This window comes from Anaerotruncus massiliensis (ex Togo et al. 2026) (assembly GCF_900199635.1).
GTDB lineage: Bacteria > Bacillota > Clostridia > Oscillospirales > Ruminococcaceae > Anaerotruncus > Anaerotruncus massiliensis.
Map to the genome: position 1 here is coordinate 2,221,018 of NZ_LT962687.1, position 17,091 is coordinate 2,238,108.

Annotated in this window: 14 protein-coding genes and 1 tRNA gene; 6 read left to right on the forward strand and 9 right to left on the reverse strand. The window is 64.1% G+C overall.

Features of this window, described 5'->3' with window-relative positions; genetic code table 11:
• Nucleotides 1–26: 26 nt before the first annotated feature.
• From C1A13_RS10860 to C1A13_RS10880, 5 genes are all read right to left on the reverse strand, one after another.
• Entirely contained in the window at nt 27–1,067 is a 1,041-nt protein-coding gene (locus C1A13_RS10860) for an SIS domain-containing protein (protein WP_172439258.1), read from the reverse strand.
• A complete protein-coding gene (locus C1A13_RS10865; RefSeq protein ID WP_101551901.1) occupies nt 1,067–2,047 on the reverse strand; it encodes an N-acetylglucosamine kinase in 981 nt (326 codons plus the stop codon). Before C1A13_RS10865 ends, C1A13_RS10860 begins: the two co-directional genes overlap by 1 nt.
• 21 nt (nt 2,048–2,068) lie before the next feature.
• A complete protein-coding gene (locus tag C1A13_RS10870) occupies nt 2,069–2,788 on the reverse strand; it encodes a GntR family transcriptional regulator (protein ID WP_242970862.1) in 720 nt (239 codons plus the stop codon).
• A 42-nt stretch (nt 2,789–2,830) separates the two neighbouring features.
• On the reverse strand, nt 2,831–3,679 hold the full coding sequence (locus C1A13_RS10875; RefSeq protein WP_101551903.1) for a class II fructose-bisphosphate aldolase: 849 nt from the start codon (nt 3,677–3,679) through the stop codon (nt 2,831–2,833).
• A 417-nt stretch (nt 3,680–4,096) separates the two neighbouring features.
• Nucleotides 4,097–4,172 (reverse strand) — tRNA-Thr (locus C1A13_RS10880).
• A 184-nt stretch (nt 4,173–4,356) separates the two neighbouring features.
• On the opposite strand from C1A13_RS10880, the gene C1A13_RS10885 reads away from it, so the two are divergent.
• Complete coding sequence (locus C1A13_RS10885) at nt 4,357–5,127, forward strand: type III pantothenate kinase (protein WP_101551905.1); 771 nt, start codon at nt 4,357–4,359, stop codon at nt 5,125–5,127.
• Between the two features lie 488 nt (nt 5,128–5,615).
• On the opposite strand, the gene C1A13_RS10890 is transcribed toward C1A13_RS10885, so the two are convergent.
• The gene (locus C1A13_RS10890; protein WP_101551907.1) at nt 5,616–5,954 is read right to left on the reverse strand and encodes a hypothetical protein; all 339 of its coding nucleotides are present in this window, start codon (nt 5,952–5,954) and stop codon (nt 5,616–5,618) included.
• 232 nt (nt 5,955–6,186) lie between these two features.
• Here C1A13_RS10890 and C1A13_RS10895 point away from each other — a divergent pair, with 232 nt between their 5' ends.
• Nucleotides 6,187–8,439: a transglycosylase domain-containing protein gene (locus C1A13_RS10895; protein ID WP_101551910.1), complete on the forward strand. Its 2,253-nt coding sequence runs from the start codon at nt 6,187–6,189 to the stop codon at nt 8,437–8,439.
• 279 nt (nt 8,440–8,718) lie between these two features.
• On the opposite strand, the gene C1A13_RS10900 is transcribed toward C1A13_RS10895, so the two are convergent.
• The 3 genes from C1A13_RS10900 to C1A13_RS10910 are packed head-to-tail and all read right to left on the reverse strand — an operon-like array spanning nt 8,719 to nt 12,864.
• Nucleotides 8,719–9,795, reverse strand: a complete 1,077-nt coding sequence (locus C1A13_RS10900; RefSeq protein WP_101551912.1) for a hypothetical protein — start codon at nt 9,793–9,795, stop codon at nt 8,719–8,721.
• A 15-nt stretch (nt 9,796–9,810) separates the two neighbouring features.
• Nucleotides 9,811–11,424 carry a DHHW family protein gene (locus tag C1A13_RS10905; RefSeq protein WP_101551914.1) on the reverse strand — a complete coding sequence of 538 codons (1,614 nt, stop codon included), beginning with the start codon at nt 11,422–11,424 and terminating at the stop codon, nt 9,811–9,813.
• Nucleotides 11,425–11,454: 30 nt separating this feature from the next.
• Nucleotides 11,455–12,864: an MBOAT family O-acyltransferase gene (locus tag C1A13_RS10910; protein WP_101551915.1), complete on the reverse strand. Its 1,410-nt coding sequence runs from the start codon at nt 12,862–12,864 to the stop codon at nt 11,455–11,457.
• Nucleotides 12,865–13,014: 150 nt separating this feature from the next.
• Between C1A13_RS10910 and C1A13_RS10915 the strand changes: the two genes are divergently transcribed.
• The 4 genes from C1A13_RS10915 to C1A13_RS10930 all read left to right on the forward strand — a co-directional run bounded on the left by C1A13_RS10915 (nt 13,015) and on the right by C1A13_RS10930 (nt 17,046).
• Nucleotides 13,015–13,881, forward strand: coding sequence for a DMT family transporter (locus tag C1A13_RS10915; RefSeq protein ID WP_101551917.1), 867 nt, complete (start codon nt 13,015–13,017; stop codon nt 13,879–13,881).
• A gap of 14 nt (nt 13,882–13,895) precedes the next feature.
• Complete coding sequence (locus C1A13_RS10920) at nt 13,896–14,852, forward strand: hypothetical protein (RefSeq protein ID WP_101551919.1); 957 nt, start codon at nt 13,896–13,898, stop codon at nt 14,850–14,852.
• A 94-nt stretch (nt 14,853–14,946) separates the two neighbouring features.
• Nucleotides 14,947–15,789 (forward strand): coenzyme F420-0:L-glutamate ligase, encoded by an 843-nt coding sequence (locus C1A13_RS10925; RefSeq protein WP_101551921.1) that lies wholly within the window; start codon nt 14,947–14,949, stop codon nt 15,787–15,789.
• Nucleotides 15,790–15,804: 15 nt separating this feature from the next.
• Nucleotides 15,805–17,046 (forward strand): acetate/propionate family kinase, encoded by a 1,242-nt coding sequence (locus C1A13_RS10930; RefSeq protein ID WP_242970863.1) that lies wholly within the window; start codon nt 15,805–15,807, stop codon nt 17,044–17,046.
• Nucleotides 17,047–17,091 lie beyond the last annotated feature (45 nt).

The window sequence follows — 17,091 nt, forward strand, 5'->3', positions numbered from 1 at the left end:
ACAAGCGCCGCGCCGTTTCACACGGCCTAGTCCAGCGAAATATAGGGATCCAGCCCGTCGGGCATGTCGGGGTTGTGGCCCCGTTCCACCGCCTTATAGAAGGCGATCATCTGGCAGAGCGCGATGAATGGCAGGCCCCACGCGGCGTAGTCCGCGATCCCCCGCACGGGGAAATAGAAGTCCGCGCCCCAGATGTTCTCCTCCTGCGCGCCCAGCGCGGCCACGGCGGCGCCGCGTTTGCGGATATCCGCCACCATCTGCTTCTGGTAGCTCTCCTCCCACGGTCCCATCGCGGCGATGACGAGCTTTTTGCCGTCCGCCACGACGATCGGGCCGTGCCGGTAGTCGAGCAGGCGGAAGTATTCCCCCCGCAGCATACAGACCTCGGTGAAGGCGAGCGCGCCCTCCTTGGCGATCCCGCAGAGTTCGCCGTCCGCCAGGACCGTGACGTTGTCCCAGCCGACGGAGGCGATCCGCTGGCAGTCGCCGCTGTGGCCGGAAATCCACGCCCCCTGGCCCTCGACCGCCCGCCCAAGGCTCTCCCGGAGGCTTTCGTCGCCGCTGTACACCGTGAAGAGCTCCAGCAGGGCCGCGTAGAGGTTGGTGACGGTGCGCGTCTGGCAGACGCTCTCGTCGAACGCCCAGGGCAGCTCGAGCAGCAGGTCGGTCCGCCCGCGCAGGCTGCTGTCTGCCTTCATGGTGATCCCCAGCGTCCGGAAGCGCGCCCGCTGCTTCATCCGCTCCAGCGCGAGCAGCACCTCGCTCGTCTCCCCCGAGCGGGAGAGCGGGAGCACAAGCGCCCCCTCAAAGAGCCCGGCGTACCGGCCGGGGGCGAGCATCACCTCGCCGCCCGCGAGCGCGACCGCCTGCGTCCCGCCCCGCACGGAGAAGAGGTGCGCCGCCCCGGCGGCGAGCATGTAGCTCGAGCCGCAGCCCAGAAAGACGAGCTTTTCCGGCCGGTCCTCCCGGAGCGCCGCGCGGATGCCGCCGGCATATTCCTGCAAATACCGCGCCGTCCGCCCGAGGGCGCGGTCCTGCGAAAAGATTTCCTGTTCGATTGTAAACATCATTTCCGCTCCATTTCTTCAAAGCTCTTGAGGGTCTCCGCGATCTCCGCGGGATCATCGCGCCCGTCCGCCTGCGCGGCCAGCAGCACGCCCCCGCACAGCGGCGGCAGCGCCGGCGGCGTGAGGACCGCGCCCATTTCTCCGAGCAGCCGCCCGAACGGCGCGAGGATCCGCGCTCCCGCCCGGTAGACGCCGCCGTAGTAGGAGACGCGCACCGGCTCCCCCTCCGGGAAATCCAGCTGCCGCAGCACGCCGCCGGCCGTCCGCGCGAGGGCCCGCGCCGCCTGTTCGTAGAGCCGCGCGGCGTCCCGGTCCCCGGCCTCGGCGGCGCGGCAGAGCAGCTTCTGCACCGCCGCGATCCGTTCCCGCCGGTTCTCCAGGTTTTCGCGGTAATAGCGGATCACCTCGTAATCCGATTCCAGCCCCCACTCGGCCCGGAGCAGCTCGTAGAGCGGCCCGCGTTCCCTGCGGAGGTCCGCCTGCTGCGCGAAGAGCGCCAGCGCCTGCCGTCCGAGCCAGTAGGCGGAGCCTTCGTCCGAAAAGAATTCGTGCCAGCCGTTCGCGCGCGCGGTTTTCCCGCCGGGATCCCGTCCCATCGCGATCGCGCCCGTGCCCGCCACGACATGCACCCCCGGCCCCAGCAGCAGCGAACCGGCGAGCCCCAGCTCGACGTCGTTGCAGAGCCTGTGCGCGCAGGGCAGGACGCGGGGGAGCCGCCGGGACACATAGCCGTCGAACGCCCGGTCCTCCCCGTAGCAGGGGATTCCCCAGACCGCGCACGCCACTTCGTCCTCCCCGGCCGCCGCGTCCCGCAGCAGGAGCCGCGCACCCTCCTCGAGCAGCTCGCACACGCCCTCCTGCCCGATGTAGGAGTAGGTGCAGCCGCCCAGCCTGCGGCGGGCCACCGGGCGCCCCGCCCGGTCGGTCAGCAGGAAATCTGTCTTGGTCCCGCCGCCGTCCACGCTCAGGTAATAGTTCATTTTGTTCCTCCCGGATCAACGTTACTTCAGTTCCACCGTGTAGACGAAAAAATCCCCCTTGATGATATTGATCGTATACTCGATGCACCGCTCCCCGCTGAAGGTCGTCCGCTCGATCTGGATGGCGCTCTCCTTCGGCTTGATGAGGAGCAGCTCCGCGTCCTCGGCGGAAACCTGGACGAGCCGCAGCTTTTCGACCGCGCGCTGGGGGATGATGTTGTAGGTCTGCATCGACCCGTACAGCCCGTGCTCCCGGATCAGCTCCCGCGTCATGCCGGGATAGACCGCCGCCGGGATGAAGGAGGTCTCCACCGTGTAGGGCTGGCTGCGCGCATAGAGGCAGCGTACCAGCTTGTACACCCGGTCCCCGGGCGAGATCAGCAGGCTGCGTGCCAGCGCCTCGTCCGCCGCGACGGTCTCGAAGGAGAGGATCCGGTTGGTGTGGGGAATCCCCTTGGCGGCGAACTCCTCCCGCAGGCTGTAGAGCTTGGTGAGCTTCTGCTCGATCTGCCGCACCGCCACAAAGGTGCCGCGGCCCTGCTTGCGGTAGATGTACCCGTCCTCCTCCAGCCGCTTGAGGGTGTCCCGCACGGTGATACGGCTGACCCCGTACTGCGCGCACAGCTCCCGTTCGGGCAAAATCTTGTCGTGCGGCTTCCAGCAGCCGGAATTCATCTTTTCCACGAGGGCGTCGTAGAGCTCCTCATATTTGTACTGGGTTCCCGTTTCCTTGTGATTCACGCCGATTCAAGCTCCCTTCTCTTCTGTCTCTGCCCTGATCCGCTACGCCCGCCCGTTTGAACCGCACAGGCGGATTTTTTCGACGCACAGCCGTTCCACGGCCTCCCGGCCCCGGCCGAGGTATTTTTTGGGGTCGATGACCTCCCGGTCCCCCTCCATCGTTTCCCACACGGCCGCGGTCATGGCGGCGCGCAGCTCGGTGGCGAAGTTGACTTTCGCGATGCCCAGCCCGATCGCCCGGCGGATCATCCCGTCCGGGAGCCCCGAGCCCCCGTGCAGGACGAGCGGGACGGAAACCAGTCCGCGGATCTCACCCAGCAGCGCGAAATCCAGCCTCGGCTCCCCCTTGTAGAACCCGTGCGCCGTGCCGATCGCGGGGGCGAAGAGCCCGACGCCCGTCTCTTCCGCGAACGCCCGCGCCTCTTCCGGGTCGGTGAGGGCGGCCTCTGGAGCCGCGGCGGAATCCTCCTTGCCGCCGACCCGCCCGAGCTCCGCCTCCACCGTGAGGCCCATCGGACGCACGGCCTCCACCACCCGTCCGGTCAGGCGGAGGTTTTCCTCATAGGGCATCGCCGACCCGTCGAACATCAGCGAGGTGTAGCCCGCCCGCGCGGCGCGCATCACCTCGTCGAAGGAATTGCTGTGGTCGAGATGGAGCGCCACCGGCACCGGCGCCTCCTGGGCCAGCGAGGCGGTCACGGCGACCGCCTCTTCCATCCCCCAGTAGCGCGCAGTCGGCAGAGTGGTCTGCAGGATGACCGGGGAGCCCTCCCGGCTGGCCGCCTGGATAATCGCCTGCGCCATCTCCAGATTCTCCGCGTTGAACGCGGGGACCGCATAGCCCTCCCGCTGGGCTTTTCGCGTCATCTCACCGGTCGATACAAAGGACATCTCTCCGCCTCCATATGGTCATATTTTGATATATCCATATTGTGCATAATGTGTTTAAATCTTAAATTAATAAAAATTTATATGTATATTAAGCTCATGTGGTATTGTTATAATAATACCACTTTCGGCGTTTGTCAACCCCTTTTTCGACATTTTCCGGTACTGGGAAATCATCCCTGCCACCGGCCCGGGCCGGGGTTCCCCCGAAAAATCCGCTGAAAAAGGCCCCGGACGGCGGGTTGCCGTCCGGGGCCGATAACAGTGTTTGGCAATGGGTTCCTGTCCCGGTTTATCGCGCAGGGCTGCGCGGCGTGAGCTTCGGCGGAGATGAACGACAAACGAACGACAAATCCAGCCCCGCGGAGAGGGAACGAAAAGGCAGAAAACCCGCAAGGCGTCTTGCCTTGCGGGTTTTCCTGGAGCTAGTAGTCGGACTCGAACCGACGGCCTGCGCATTACGAATGCGCTGCTCTACCAACTGAGCCATACTAGCAGCTGATGCCTAAATAGTATAGCATCCCGCACGAAAAACGTCAAGAACCTTTGCATAAATTCTTCCCGCGCGGGGCAAAAAGTTTTCGTTGACGAACGCTCTCCCCTGCCTTATACTGGTTTGAGAAAAGACGGCTCGGCCGCCGTCTTTACGCCGGGCGCGCCCGGAGGACGGAGGAAACAGGATGCTGCTTGCAATTGATATCGGAAACACCAACATGGAATTCGGCATATTCGACGGGGAGCGGCTCGCGGGCTCATTCCGGCTGGGGACCAACCGGGACATCACCTCCGACGAGGTGGGGCTCTTCACCTCCCAGTTTTTCCGTGAAAACGGCTTTGACCGCAGGGAAATCGAGGACGTGGTCATCACCTCGGTCGTGCCGCAGGTGATGTATTCAATCAGCAACGCGGTCAAAAAATACTTCTACGGCAAAGTCCCGCTCGTGGCGGGGGACAACCTCCCCTTTCAAATCGAGAACCGCTACGAGCAGCCGAAGGAGGTCGGCGCGGACCGGCTGGTCGCGGCGGTCGGCGGCTTCCACAAGTACGGCGGCCCGTTGATCGTGGTCGATTTCGGCACCGCGACCACCTTCGACGCGGTCGACGCGCGGGGCGCCTACCTCGGCGGCGCGATCTTCCCCGGCATCCGCATCTCGATGGAGGCGCTGTTCACCAAGACCGCCAAGCTCCCCCGCGTCGAGCTGGTTGCGCCGGGGCGTGTCATCGGGCGCAACACCGTGGCAAGCCTCCAGGCTGGCGCGGTATACGGCTATGTGGGCGCGGTGAGCAGCATCGTGTCGCGGATGAAGGCGGAGCTGGGCGACGACGTAAAGGTCGTCGCGACCGGCGGTCTCGCGCGGCTGATCGGGGATGAAACGGGCGTCTTCCACGCGATCGACCGCACCCTCACACTCGACGGGCTGCGGCTGATCTATGAAAATTTCCGCAAATAAGCGAAAAAGAGCCAGTCGCCCGGCTGGCTCTTTTTCCCGCGCGCTGGCGCGAAAACAAAATAAAAAGCGGCTGCATGCGCAGCCGCTTCAGGCAGATTAGAGAGAGATTTCCGGGCTGATCAGACCCGACGCCATTTTAAAACTGATTTTTCAGGAGGAGGCTTTACCAGAGCCCTTACCCTGTATTTATTATATCCCCGGAGGGGTTCCGATTCCGCCTTTTTTGATTACAAAGCGGTTACAATTCGGTTACAGCCTCCCGGGAAAAATGACAGAACCGTAACAACGCCCTTTCCCTCTCAACCGCTTCCTTTTTCCTCCAAATCCTTGGCCTTGACCGTGATCCTTCCGTCCCTACGAAAATCCTCCGCCCACCGGCGCGGAGACGGCGGCGCAAAGATGGCCGTGCACTTTCGCATAAAAATCCCCTCTTTCCGCCACTCTTATAAAGGAGCGGCGGAAAAAGGGGGAAGCACCGCATCGATTCTTCAGCTGATATAGTCCTCGATGAGCGCGGTCAGCTTGTCGTAATCTTTGACGCGCACCCCGCGTTCCAGCTGCTGCTGATCGTATTCGGGCAGGGTGCGCACGTAGACGTCGAACACGAGGTCCGGCTCCACGAGGTCGTCGGTAAACACCGCCAGCTTGCCGTCGTAGCTGCGCAGCAGGTAAGGATAGCCGGAGGTGTCCTCCGAGGGAAGGGCTTCCGCGGAGGCCCCGGAGGAAAATTCCGCGGGGGATTCCTGGGGCAGGGCGTAGACCACCCCCACGGTGAGCAGGGAAACGGCGACAATCCCCACCAAAGTCAGCAAAATCGCATTGCGCATAAGAACGCACCTCTTTGATTCGTTCAAGATTCCGGGAAAACGGATTCGTTTACAATATTTTGGACACAGTATAGGCAGAATATACAGATTGATGGAATTGTTGCTTTCCCGCGCCTTTTCGCGGAAATTCGTTTAAAAAACCGTAACACTTTGCCTTTCGATTGTGGTATACTATAGGATATGCTAAACTGCCGGAGTGTGACTTTTTCCTGATAGATGGGAGGATTCTGTTTTGGGATCTCGCAAAGATAAAAAGGGCGGGGGTGTCATCCGAGGCACCCTTGCGAATATCGGGCGGGTCATCGCCGCGCTGATTATGGTGGGGATCATCACCGGATGCATCATCGCGTCGGTGCTGACCGTCTACATCCTGCGCTATATCAACTCGGACGAGGAGATCAGCTTAAGCGACCTGAACCTGCGCTACTCCACCATCCTCTACACCGAGGAAACCGATCCGGAGACGGGCGAGCCCAAGGTGCTCCAGCAGCTCCAGACCACGGAAAACCGCATTTGGGTTTCACTGGATAAAATCCCCAAGCACATGCAGGAGGCGGTTGTCGCCATCGAGGACCAACGCTTCTGGACGCACCAGGGCGTCGACTGGAAGCGCACCTTCGGCGCGTTCGTCAACATGTTCATCCCGATCTATCCCACCCAGGCCGGCGGCTCGACCATCGACCAGCAGCTTATCAAAAACATCACCGGCGACAACGAGGTGCGTATCGAACGCAAGGTGCAGGAAATCTTCCGCGCCCTCAACCTGGAAAAACGCTACTCCAAGGATCAGATCCTGGAGGCCTATCTGAACACCATCTACTTCAACAACGGCGCCTACGGCGTGCAGGCCGCCGCGAACACCTATTTCGGCAAGGACGTCAGCGAGCTGTCGGTCGCCGAGGCCGCGTCGATCATCGGCATCACCAACGCGCCCGGCGCCTATAACCCGCTGGCCCATCCCGAGGCGAACAAACGCCGCCAGGAGAACATCCTCTTCGCGATGCACGAGCAGGGCTACCTCACCGACAAGGAGTACGAGGAGGCGCTCAACGAAAAGCTTGAATTCAAGACCGAGTTCGCCGCCTCCCGCGTCAACCCTGTCTACAGCTATTTTACCGACTATGTGATCGATCAGGTCATCGACGATCTGATGGAGCAGTACGGCTACACCAACCAGGTCGCCCAGCAGATGGTCACAAGCGGCGGTCTGCGGATCTATACGACCGTCGACGAGCGGGTGCAGGACATCGTCACCAACTTCTACAGCGACGTCAAGAACTTCCCGACCGTCACCAACGAGGGCGAATACCCGCAGTCGGCCGCCGCCATCCTCGACCCGAACGGCAAGATCATCGCCCTCGCGGGCGGCATCGGCGAAAAACGCGGCATGCGTGAATTTAACCGCGCGACCGACGCCTACCGCCAGTGCGGTTCGTCGATCAAGCCGATCTCCGCCTATTTGCAGGCGGTCGAACGGGACGTGGTCACCTGGTCCACCAAAATCGACGACGGCCCGGTCGACCTCGGCACCCACACCCTCGTCAACCACTATTCCGGCTACCTCGGCCCCATCACGGTCGACGAGGCGCTTCAGCGCTCCACCAACACCGTCCCCTATAAGCTGATCCAGCAGATCGGCCCCAAAACCTCCTTTGACTTCCTCACCGAGAAGCTCGACATGTATTCCCTCGTCGACCGCAAGGTCACCGACAGCGGCATCAAATCGGATATCGACGTCTTCCCGATGGCGCTCGGCGGCCTGACCGACGGCGTTTCTCCGCTGGAAATGGCGGGCGCCTACCAGATTTTCGCCAACGGCGGCTATTTCACCCGTCCCTACGCCTACACCCGCGTGCTTGACGCGGACGGCAACCCCATCCTCGAGCGGGACACCACCCCCCGCCGCGTCATCACCCCCGAGACGGCCACAATCATCAACCGCCTGATGCAGCGGGTCACAACCGGCCCGCACGGAACGGGCGGGCGCGCCCCCTGGAACTCGGCGAGCTTCCCCGTGGCGGGCAAGACCGGCACCACCGACGACGACAAGGACCAGTGGTTCATCGGCGACACCCCCTACTATGTCTGCGCGATCTGGATGGGCTACGACGAGCCGGAACGCATCCGCTACACCGGCGTCTGGTATCCGCCGCCGGAGGTCTACCGCACGCTGATGCAGCAGGTCCACGAGGGCCTCGAGCCCAAGCAGTTCCCCATCTGGGGCGATGTGCAGCAGGCGGAATACTGCACCGAATCGGGCGACCTGGCGGGCGACAGCTGCGCCACCACCGCCACCGGCTGGTACAAGACCACCAACATGCCGCCCGTCTGCACCTACTGCGACGCGATCGGCGCGGAGGACCTCGACGACCGCCGTTCCAGCGACGACGATGACGACGACCGCGGGCGCAGCTCCTCCAGCAAGAGCGGCGGCCTCATCCGCCGCTCCCCGAGCGGCCTGCGCATCATCGATAACGACGACTGAAAATGCGCGTCATTTGCGGTTCCCGTCCGCAAATGACCGATGTGCATTGCCGCCTGCGGCAATGTACAGACGCATTTCACGGGCAGGGGGCGGGCCGCCCCCTCCCGTGTGCCCATCCCTGACAGACTGCAATAAAGGAGCGGCCGCCCGAAATGGGCGGCCGCTCCTTTTTTTCATTTCCATGGCGCAAGCGGGACACGCGTGCGCCTCACGGGCGGAGGGCAAGCCGTCCTCCGCCGTGTGCCCCCGCCCGGCAAGCTCTCTGCGCCTTCCGTTCCCTCAGGAGAGCGGCGAATAGCTCTGGATGATCTCATAGAGCCTGCGGTCGAAGTAGGCGGGCGGCAGGTACCGCCCGGGGTCGAGCGGGAGGTTGCGGGAGCTGTCGTAGAGCACCGCCGAAACCTGCTGGCGCTCGATCTCGACGACCTCCACGCCGCGGGCGCGCAGCTCGTCGAAGGCCGCCGCCTCCCTGTCGGTATAGACCCGCTCGAGCCCGGCGAGCAGCCCGGCGCAGGCCTCGCTGAGCACCGCGCGTTCATAGGCGGTGAGAGACGTGAGCGACTGCTCGTTCGCCCCCAGCCAGAGCGGCGCGGCCGCATGGTAGCTCTTGATGAAGAAGAGGGTGTTGGGGTCGGCCTCAAGGGCGAGCGCCTGCTCGGTATCCACCTCGATCGTGTCGACCGTCACCTCCTCGGCGGGGCCGTCCGCCCCCTCGGGGAGCAGCTCCGCCTGCGCGCCGAGCATGTTGGGGATGGCGGAGGCCGAATAGGGCAGCACCCGCGCGCCGAGCGAGGAAAAGACCGCGAGCTTGTCCGCGTTGTCGGTGCGCAGCGCCGCGGCGATCCCCTTGTAGTCGGAGGGAGTGCGCAGCTCCCCCTTCGTCGAGACGAGAAAGGCGCTGCCGGAGTAGAAGGCGTTCAGCAGGCGGATCCCGCGCGGCTGGAGGCCGGTGTTGAGCCGTCCGAGCAGCTCCTCCGAATTGAGCGCGAGGCTCAAATGCTGGTGGTCGTCGTAGAGGAAGGGCAGCGCGAAGGTCGAAAAGCGTTCGTCAAGCTGGGCCATCTGCGCGTTGCGCAAAAAGGCGAGGTCCGCCTCCCCGCCCGTGAGCGCGTCGGCGGGCGACTGTCCGGTGCGCACGTCGATGACGAGCTGCCCGCCGCTCAGGCGCGCGGCGTCCGCCGCGAACGCGTCCGCCTGCTCGAGCACGACCTGGTCCAGCGTGTTGGGCACCAGGAGGGTCAGCACCCGCACGACCCGCATCGGCTCGGATTCCTGCGTCCCCGGTTCCATCGGCGCGCAGGAACAGAGCAGCGCCAGGCTGAGCGCCAGCGCCAGCGCGCGTCTCCCGATTTTCATGCCGGTTCCCCTCCTTTATCCGCCGCGCGGCCGCAGCCTGCGGGGACGGTCCCCCTCGTCCGGCGGCTCCTGTTCCTCCTGCTCCCGAGCGTCCTCACCGGACTCCTCCGGTTCCCCGGCCTTGGGGACGTCCGCCTGGAGGGCGCGCGGAACGAATACCTGATGGCGCATGTTGTCGATGCACCGGATGTGGTAGGGGGTGCAGACCGCGAAGGAATTGTTCGCGAAGACCAGCTCGTTGATGCCGTGCTCCCTGATGAAGTCGACGAGCGGGAGCTGGAAATACCGCTGGTCGACGATATACACCTCGTCGTAGTGGTTGATCAAAAAGGGCGCGAAGGCGTTGCCGAACGACTCCTTGACGACCAGAATCCTGCGCCCGTTGCCGATGCCCGTCTTGACCTGGACGAGGGGGAAATCCCCGTGCAGGAAGACGGAATAGCTGTTGGGGCTCTGCGCGTACTCCCCCCAGAGGGTGCTGTCCACCCCGCTGTAGGGGGCGTCCACCAGGAACCGCTGCGCCTCGTAGGGCTGCTTGAAGAGATAGTAGTCGACATAGTCGGGGTTCTTGAGCAGGGTGGTGTCCTGCGTCTGGGAATACATCGTGCCGATGAAATCGTCGAGCCGGCGCGTCTCAAAATCGCTCAGCTCCTTGGGCGTCAGCCCCGCCTCCCCGCAGAACGCCCGGTAGGCGTAATAGGCGCCCAGGCCCGTCCAGTGGTGGTCGGTGCGGAAGTAGATATACTCGTCCGTGTGCGCCGCGAGCTCCGAATAGGCGTCCACCTTCTTGATCGACGGGTCGAGCGTCCCGTAGACGAGGTCGATCATCGCCTTCTGGGACTGGGTGAGGTCGCGGTATTTGTCCGGGACGTAGAACTCGATCGCCGTGGGGATGATCATGTTGTAGATCTGAACGTCGGGCAGCTCCTCATGGTAGGAGTTGAGCACCTGCGCGTACCACTTCCCGCTCGCCGGGTCGCCCCCGTAAAGGGACATCGCCATCCCCCTGTAGACGAAGGTGCCGCCCGTGATCGCGCCGGGCGCGGCCCCGTCGTCCACCGCCGGCGGCGTTTCGGGCGCGGAGGACGCGTCGGATTGGGTTTCGGGCGCGGAGGAGGAATCCCCCGGCCCGGCGGGCGCCGGCTGGGGCTCCTGCGGCGCGGCGGGCGGCTGGTTGGAGGCGTCGGGAAGGTCCTGCGCCTCGCCGCCCGAGGGCGCGACGATGCGCACGTCGTCGACGCGCACGCCGTGCGCCTCGTCCACGACGGCGGAAAGGCCCACGAACCCGTCCCGGAAAGGGAAGGTGTCGGCGTACCACGTTTCGATGTCCCGCGTGAACGTCCCGCTCCTCAGCGCCTCGGCCGAAAAGGCGGGAAACCGCGCGAGGTCGCGCTTCTCCATCGCGGAGCGCTCGGGCTTGGGGCCCAGCAGCGAGCCGAGGAAGAAGGCCAGCAGCGCCCCGCAGAGCACAGCAATGTTGACCCAGCTCAGCCTGTGCAGCCGCTCCGGATCGATGCGGTGGCGGATGAGCGCGTAATACCGTTCCCGCTCCTCCTCGGGGCCGCGCGGGCGCGCGGCCCGCTTGGGAGCGGGACGGTAGACATAGTTCTGTTTGCGGTACTGGTCCATAAAGCCTCCGAAAACCGGGGATTCCCCCGGTCAGAAACGGTAATAGAGGAAGGGGTTGTAACTCTGCCCGACCAGCTGCGCGGTGCAGACGATGAGCAGGAGGAAGCAGAGCGCGGGCGAAAGCGCCAGCAGGACGGCGGATTTCCCCGGGTCGAGCCGCTCAGAGACCGCGCGCTTGAGCCATTTGACGGCCGGCATGCAGAAAAACGCCGCCAGCGCCACCCAGAAGATGTTGTTGAGCAGGGTGATCTGCACGTTGCTGTCCCAGCCGCGCGCACCCGAAAGGCCGAACATGACCGAGAGGTATCCGCCGAGCTTGCCAAGGTCGGTGAAGTAGAAGATCACCCAGCCGGTCGTGGCGAGCAGCAGCAGGTAGAGGTGCCCAAACACCGCCGGCAGCCGGTCGAGCAGGTCCCCGAGGAAGAGCCGCTCGAGCGCGATGAACGCGCCGTAGTAGAGCCCCCAGAGGATGAAGTTCCAGCTCGCGCCGTGCCAGAGCCCGGTCAGCAGCCACACGGCCAGCAGGTTCAGATACTGGTGCTTCCGGTTGCCGCCGAGCGGGATGTAGACGTAGTCCCGGAAGAAACTCGAGAGGGAGATGTGCCACCGCCGCCAGAACTCGGTGGCGGAGCGGGCGACATAGGGGTAGTTAAAGTTCTCCTTATAGTGGAAGCCGAACATCCGCCCCAGCCCGATGGCCATGTCGGAGTAGCCGGAGAAGTCGTAATAGATCTGCAAAGTGAACATCGCCGCGCCGAACCACGCCCCGCCGACCGAGAGGCCCGAGGCGGGGGCCAGCAGGAACTTGTCCGCGAGGGAGCCCGCGGTGTTGGCGACGAGCACCTTTTTCGCCAGCCCGAAGCAGACCCGCGTCAGCCCCTCCGAGAAGGAGACGGCGTCGGTCGTCCGCGTGGTGATCTCCCTTGCCACGTCGGCGTAGCGCACGACGGGGCCCGCCACCAGCTGGTGGTACATCGACAGGTAGAGCAGGTAATAGACGGGGTTGGGCTGCGCCCTGGCGTCCCCGCGGTAGACGTCAACGACGTAGGAGATCGTCTGGAAGGTGTAGAAGGAGATGCCGATGGGCAGCGCGAAAGCGGGCACCGGAAAGGCGGTGCCCAGCAGGGCGTTCAGGTTCTGAACGAGAAAGCCGCTGTACTTGAAGGTGCCGAGCAGCCCGAGGTTGAGCGCCAGCGAGGAGGCGAGCGCCGCCTTGGCCGCCCAGGTCCCCCGGTAGCGCTCGATCAGCCGTCCGTGCATGTAGTCGAACGCGGCGGAGGTCAGCAGCAGCAGGAACCACACCGGCTCGCCCCAGGCGTAGAACAGGAAGGAAAACGCCACCAGCACCAGGTTGCGGTAGACGAGCTTTTTCGAAAGAAAGTAAAAGAGGATATTGAGCGGCAGGAACAGGTAGATGAACAGCAGATTTGCAAAAACCATGCGGCGCTCCTTCAACGGGTGATGATAGGTACTATTATACACAGTTTTTCCCGTAAAATAAAGCAATTTGTTGAATAAGGACCTTGTATTTGAGGCTTTTTTACGATAGGATAGGAACTGTTGTAAATCACTGAAACGGAGGTCTTCCCCATGAACTCCCAAAAGGCGCAGCAGCGCGCGATCTTCCTGATGATGATCTGCGCCACCCTCTGGAGCGTCGCCGGCATCTTCATCAAGATGATCCCCTGGAACGGACTGGTCATCGCGGGATGGCGAAGCCTCATCTCCGCGGGCTGCGTCGTCATCTACCTGCGCGCCACGAAACAGCGGCTGCGCCTCAACCGCGCCTCCCTCGTGAGCGGCGTCTTTCTGGCGCTGACCTTCCTCGCCTTCGTCTCCGCCAACAAGCTCACCACCGCGGCGAACGCCATCGTGCTCCAGTTCACCGCGCCCGTCTTCATCCTGATTTTGTCGGCGATCTTCCTGCGCCAGAAATTTTCCCGCGCGGACGTGATCACCGTGTCGGTCACGATGTGCGGCATCGCGCTCTTCTTCCTCGACCAGCTCGCGCCCGGCAACCTGCTGGGCAACTTCGTCGCGATCTTCGCCGGCCTCTCGATGGCCTGCATGTATATCATCACCGGCAACACCGACGAGGAGAGCCGCATGAGCGGCATCCTGCTCGGCCATCTCTTCACGGCCGCCGCGGGCATCCCCTTCATGTTCGTCTTCGACACCCCCGTCACCGCGCCCGCCGTCCTGAGCATCCTCGCGCTCGGCGTCGTCCAGCTCGGCATCCCCTACGTCCTCTACGGCATCGCCGTCAAGGACTGCCCCGCGCTCATGTGCTCGCTGCTCGGCGCGATCGAACCGCTTCTGAACCCTGTGTGGGTCTTCCTCTTCACCGGCGAGCGTCCCGGCGTCTTCGCCCTCGCGGGCGGCGTGATCGTCATCGTCACGATCACCGCCTGGTGCGTCTGGCGCGACCGCTCGCTCGCCGCGCAGAAAACCGTCTGACGGGGAGAGCTATGATGAAAACGTCCGCCCTGTTCGCCCTGCCGCTTTCGCTCGCCCTCGCGCTCTCCGCCTGCGGCGCGCCGGCGGCGGCGCCCGCCCCGGAAAGCGCCGCGTCCCAAAGCGCCGCCACCGAAAGCGCGGCGGCTCCGGAGGCTTCTCCGGCGCCCGCCCCTGCGGGAACGGAAGTTCCTCCGCCGCCCGTGGCGCTGGACTCGCTCGAATGGAAGAGCGACCATGTCCTGCTCGCGCTCGAATCCGGGGAGTACGAAGCCGGGGAGGACAACCTGCCCGTGGGCTTTTCCCTCCCGGCGGAGGCGGAGGACTTCTTCCTCACCGGGTACGCCGAGGAGTTTGGACCCGAGGTGCTCCCGCTCATGCGGTACGACATCGCTGCGGGCGACGTGAACGGTGACGGCGCGCGGGACTATATCGTCTCCGCCCTGCCGCAGGCCATGTACTTCGGGAATTCGCCCGCGCCCGCCTATTTCTTCCACTCCCAGCCGGGCGGAGGCTACCGCATGGCGTATTTTTCCCTCGCGCAGCCCGTTTACCGCTTCCTCGACACCGGCGAAAACGGCCTGCCCGACCTGCTCTTCTTTTCCTCCGGGCGGACGCTCTCCTATGACGGCGCGAGCGCCTACGAATTTTCCGACGGTTCCCCGGAATCCCGCAGCTACAATCTGCTCTCCTCCAAGCCGGAGGCCGACGGCAGCGCCCTGCGCGTCCCGGTCTGCCTCAATTACGGGCTCCCGGAAAACTGCTGCATCGCGGCCTATTTCAAATCGGAGGCCGACCGGCTGGAGGAAGCCGCCGTCTGGCTCACGATGCCCGACGGGTCCCGCGCCTTTACCGGAAGCGAAGGCTTCAGCCTGTGGGACTGCGGCGCGGACCTCCGGCTGCGGGACGGCGCGGCGCTCGGGGAGGACGAACTCCTCTTTCCGGATGAAATCCAGTTTGTTCCAGCCGAATAAGGCCGCGCCCTTTGACGGACGGGCGGAAACGTTGTATAATCTTGGTGATTGAACCTCACAATAAACAGGTAATTTAAGATAAGGGATGGTCAACATGTCGAACGAACAAACCGCGCCCATCGGCGCGCAGCCGGAGGACGCCGTTCTGGACGCCGCGCCGGAGACCGCGGACGCCCCCGCCGGGGACGCATCCGCGCAGGAAACGCCCGCGGCCCAACCCGCGCGGGAGGAGACCCCGGCGGGCTATGTGGTGAACCCGGAAAAGAACGAGGTCATTGAGGTGGACGGCGTCGGCTACCGGCGGCTGTGCATCAAAACGCACGTCATCACCGACCAGGACAACATCTGCGACGTGGTGGAAAAATACGTTTCCCCGCTCACGGAGCCGGGGGATATCGTCTTCATCACCGAGAAGGCGGTCGCCTGCACCCAGCGCCGAGCCATTCCGCTCGAGGACATCCATCCCCGTCCGCTCGCGCGCTTCCTCAGCCGGTTCGTGCTGCGCACCCCCTACGGCATCGGGCTCGCGATGCCCGAGACGATGGAGATGGCGCTCCAGGAGTGCGGCACCATCCGCATCCTCTTCGCCGCCGCCGTCTCCGCCGTGGGCAAGCTCTTCCACATCCGCGGATGGTTCTACAACATCGCGGGCTACAAGGCGCGCAGCATCGACGGGCCGTGCGACTTCACGCTGCCGCCCTACAACCACTACGTCGTGCTCGGCCCCGACCGTCCCGACGAGGTCGCGGCGGAGATCTCCCGGCGCATCGGCGGCACGCCGGTGGCCATCACCGACATCAACGACCTCGAAGGGCAGATCCTCGGCACCTCCGACAGGAAGATGGACCGCGATCTGCTCTGCAAAATTTTGAAGGACAACCCGCTCGGCCAGTGCAGTGAGCAGACCCCCATGGGGATCATCCGGCGGGCAGAATAAGGAGGAGCAATCATCATGAACAACGTGCATGTGGTCAACGCGGGCAAACGGATGAACAACGTCTTTGTGGTCAACGCGGGCAGTTCGTCCCTCAAGTACCAGCTCATCGACATGGAGAGCGAGCAGGTGCTCGTCTCGGGCAACTGCGAGCGCATCGGCATCGACGGCGGCAAGATCACCTACAAGTACTTCGGCACCAAGAAGGTCGTCGAGACCGACCTGCCCAACCACAAGGCCGCGCTCGACCGGGTCGTCGGCCTGCTGCTTTCGGGCGAGACCAAGGTCATCGACAGCATCGACGACATCGTCGCCGTCGGCCACCGGCTGGCGTTCAGCCGGGTTTCCCCCTGTTCCAACGAGATCACCCCCGAGGTTTTGAAGGACATCGAGGCCACCACCGAGATGTTCCCCCTGCACCTGCCCGGCATGCTCACCGGCATCCGGGCCTGCCAGGACACCTTCTCCGGCAAGGTCCAGGTCGCCGTCTACGACAACTCCTTCCACCTGACCATGCCGCCCAAGGCGTATATGTACGCGATCCCCTACGACTATTACAAGGACTACGGCTTCCGCCGCTACGGCTACCACGGCACCAGCCACCGCTATGTCTCCCTGCGGCTCGCAAAGCTGCTCGGCAAGCCGGTGGAGGAGCTCAAGATCGTCTCCTGCCACCTCGGCAACGGCTCCTCCCTCTGCGCGGTCGACGGCGGCAAATCGGTCGACACCACGATGGGCTACACCGCGCTCGCCGGCCTCATGATGGGCACCCGAAGCGGCGACATCGACCCCTCGCTTCTGCTTCCGATGGCCCAGAAGGCGGGCCTCGACCTGGAGGGCATACATAACGTCATCAACAAGAAATCCGGCCTGCTGGGCGTCTCGGGCGTCTCGAGCGACCACCGCGACGTTGAGAACGCCTGCGCCGAGGGCGACGAGCGCGCACAGATCGCGATCGACATGCTCAACTACCAGATCCAGAAGTATATCGGCTCCTATGCCGCCGCGATGAACGGGCTCGACGCGGTCATCTTCACCGCCGGCATCGGCGAGCACTCCCCCGACCTGCGGCGCGAGGTCTGCCGCAACATGGATTTCCTCGGCATCCGGCTCGACGAGGAGAAAAACGCCGCCAACCACGGCGACGAGGAGGAGATCTCCACCCCCGACAGCCGCGTGAAGGTCTGGGTCATCCCCACCAACGAGGAACTCATGATCGCCCGCGACGCCTACGCGATCTACCAGTCCAAGCAGAAATAAGCCGATATCAAAAGAGCGGCGGGGCCAAAGCCCCGCCGCTCTTTT

Excerpts from the sequence above, each read along its gene's own strand:
- C1A13_RS10860 (WP_172439258.1), bottom strand. The coding sequence starts at position 1,067 with ATGTTTACAATCGAACAGGAAATCTTTTCGCAGGACCGCGCCCTCGGG.
- C1A13_RS10865 (WP_101551901.1), bottom strand. The coding sequence starts at position 2,047 with ATGAACTATTACCTGAGCGTGGACGGCGGCGGGACCAAGACAGATTTC.
- C1A13_RS10875 (WP_101551903.1), bottom strand. The coding sequence starts at position 3,679 with ATGTCCTTTGTATCGACCGGTGAGATGACGCGAAAAGCCCAGCGGGAG.
- C1A13_RS10885 (WP_101551905.1), top strand. The coding sequence starts at position 4,357 with ATGCTGCTTGCAATTGATATCGGAAACACCAACATGGAATTCGGCATA.
- C1A13_RS10890 (WP_101551907.1), bottom strand. The coding sequence starts at position 5,954 with ATGCGCAATGCGATTTTGCTGACTTTGGTGGGGATTGTCGCCGTTTCC.
- C1A13_RS10900 (WP_101551912.1), bottom strand. The coding sequence starts at position 9,795 with ATGAAAATCGGGAGACGCGCGCTGGCGCTGGCGCTCAGCCTGGCGCTG.
- C1A13_RS10905 (WP_101551914.1), bottom strand. The coding sequence starts at position 11,424 with ATGGACCAGTACCGCAAACAGAACTATGTCTACCGTCCCGCTCCCAAG.
- C1A13_RS10910 (WP_101551915.1), bottom strand. The coding sequence starts at position 12,864 with ATGGTTTTTGCAAATCTGCTGTTCATCTACCTGTTCCTGCCGCTCAAT.
- C1A13_RS10915 (WP_101551917.1), top strand. The coding sequence starts at position 13,015 with ATGAACTCCCAAAAGGCGCAGCAGCGCGCGATCTTCCTGATGATGATC.
- C1A13_RS10920 (WP_101551919.1), top strand. The coding sequence starts at position 13,896 with ATGAAAACGTCCGCCCTGTTCGCCCTGCCGCTTTCGCTCGCCCTCGCG.
- C1A13_RS10925 (WP_101551921.1), top strand. The coding sequence starts at position 14,947 with ATGTCGAACGAACAAACCGCGCCCATCGGCGCGCAGCCGGAGGACGCC.
- C1A13_RS10930 (WP_242970863.1), top strand. The coding sequence starts at position 15,805 with ATGAACAACGTGCATGTGGTCAACGCGGGCAAACGGATGAACAACGTC.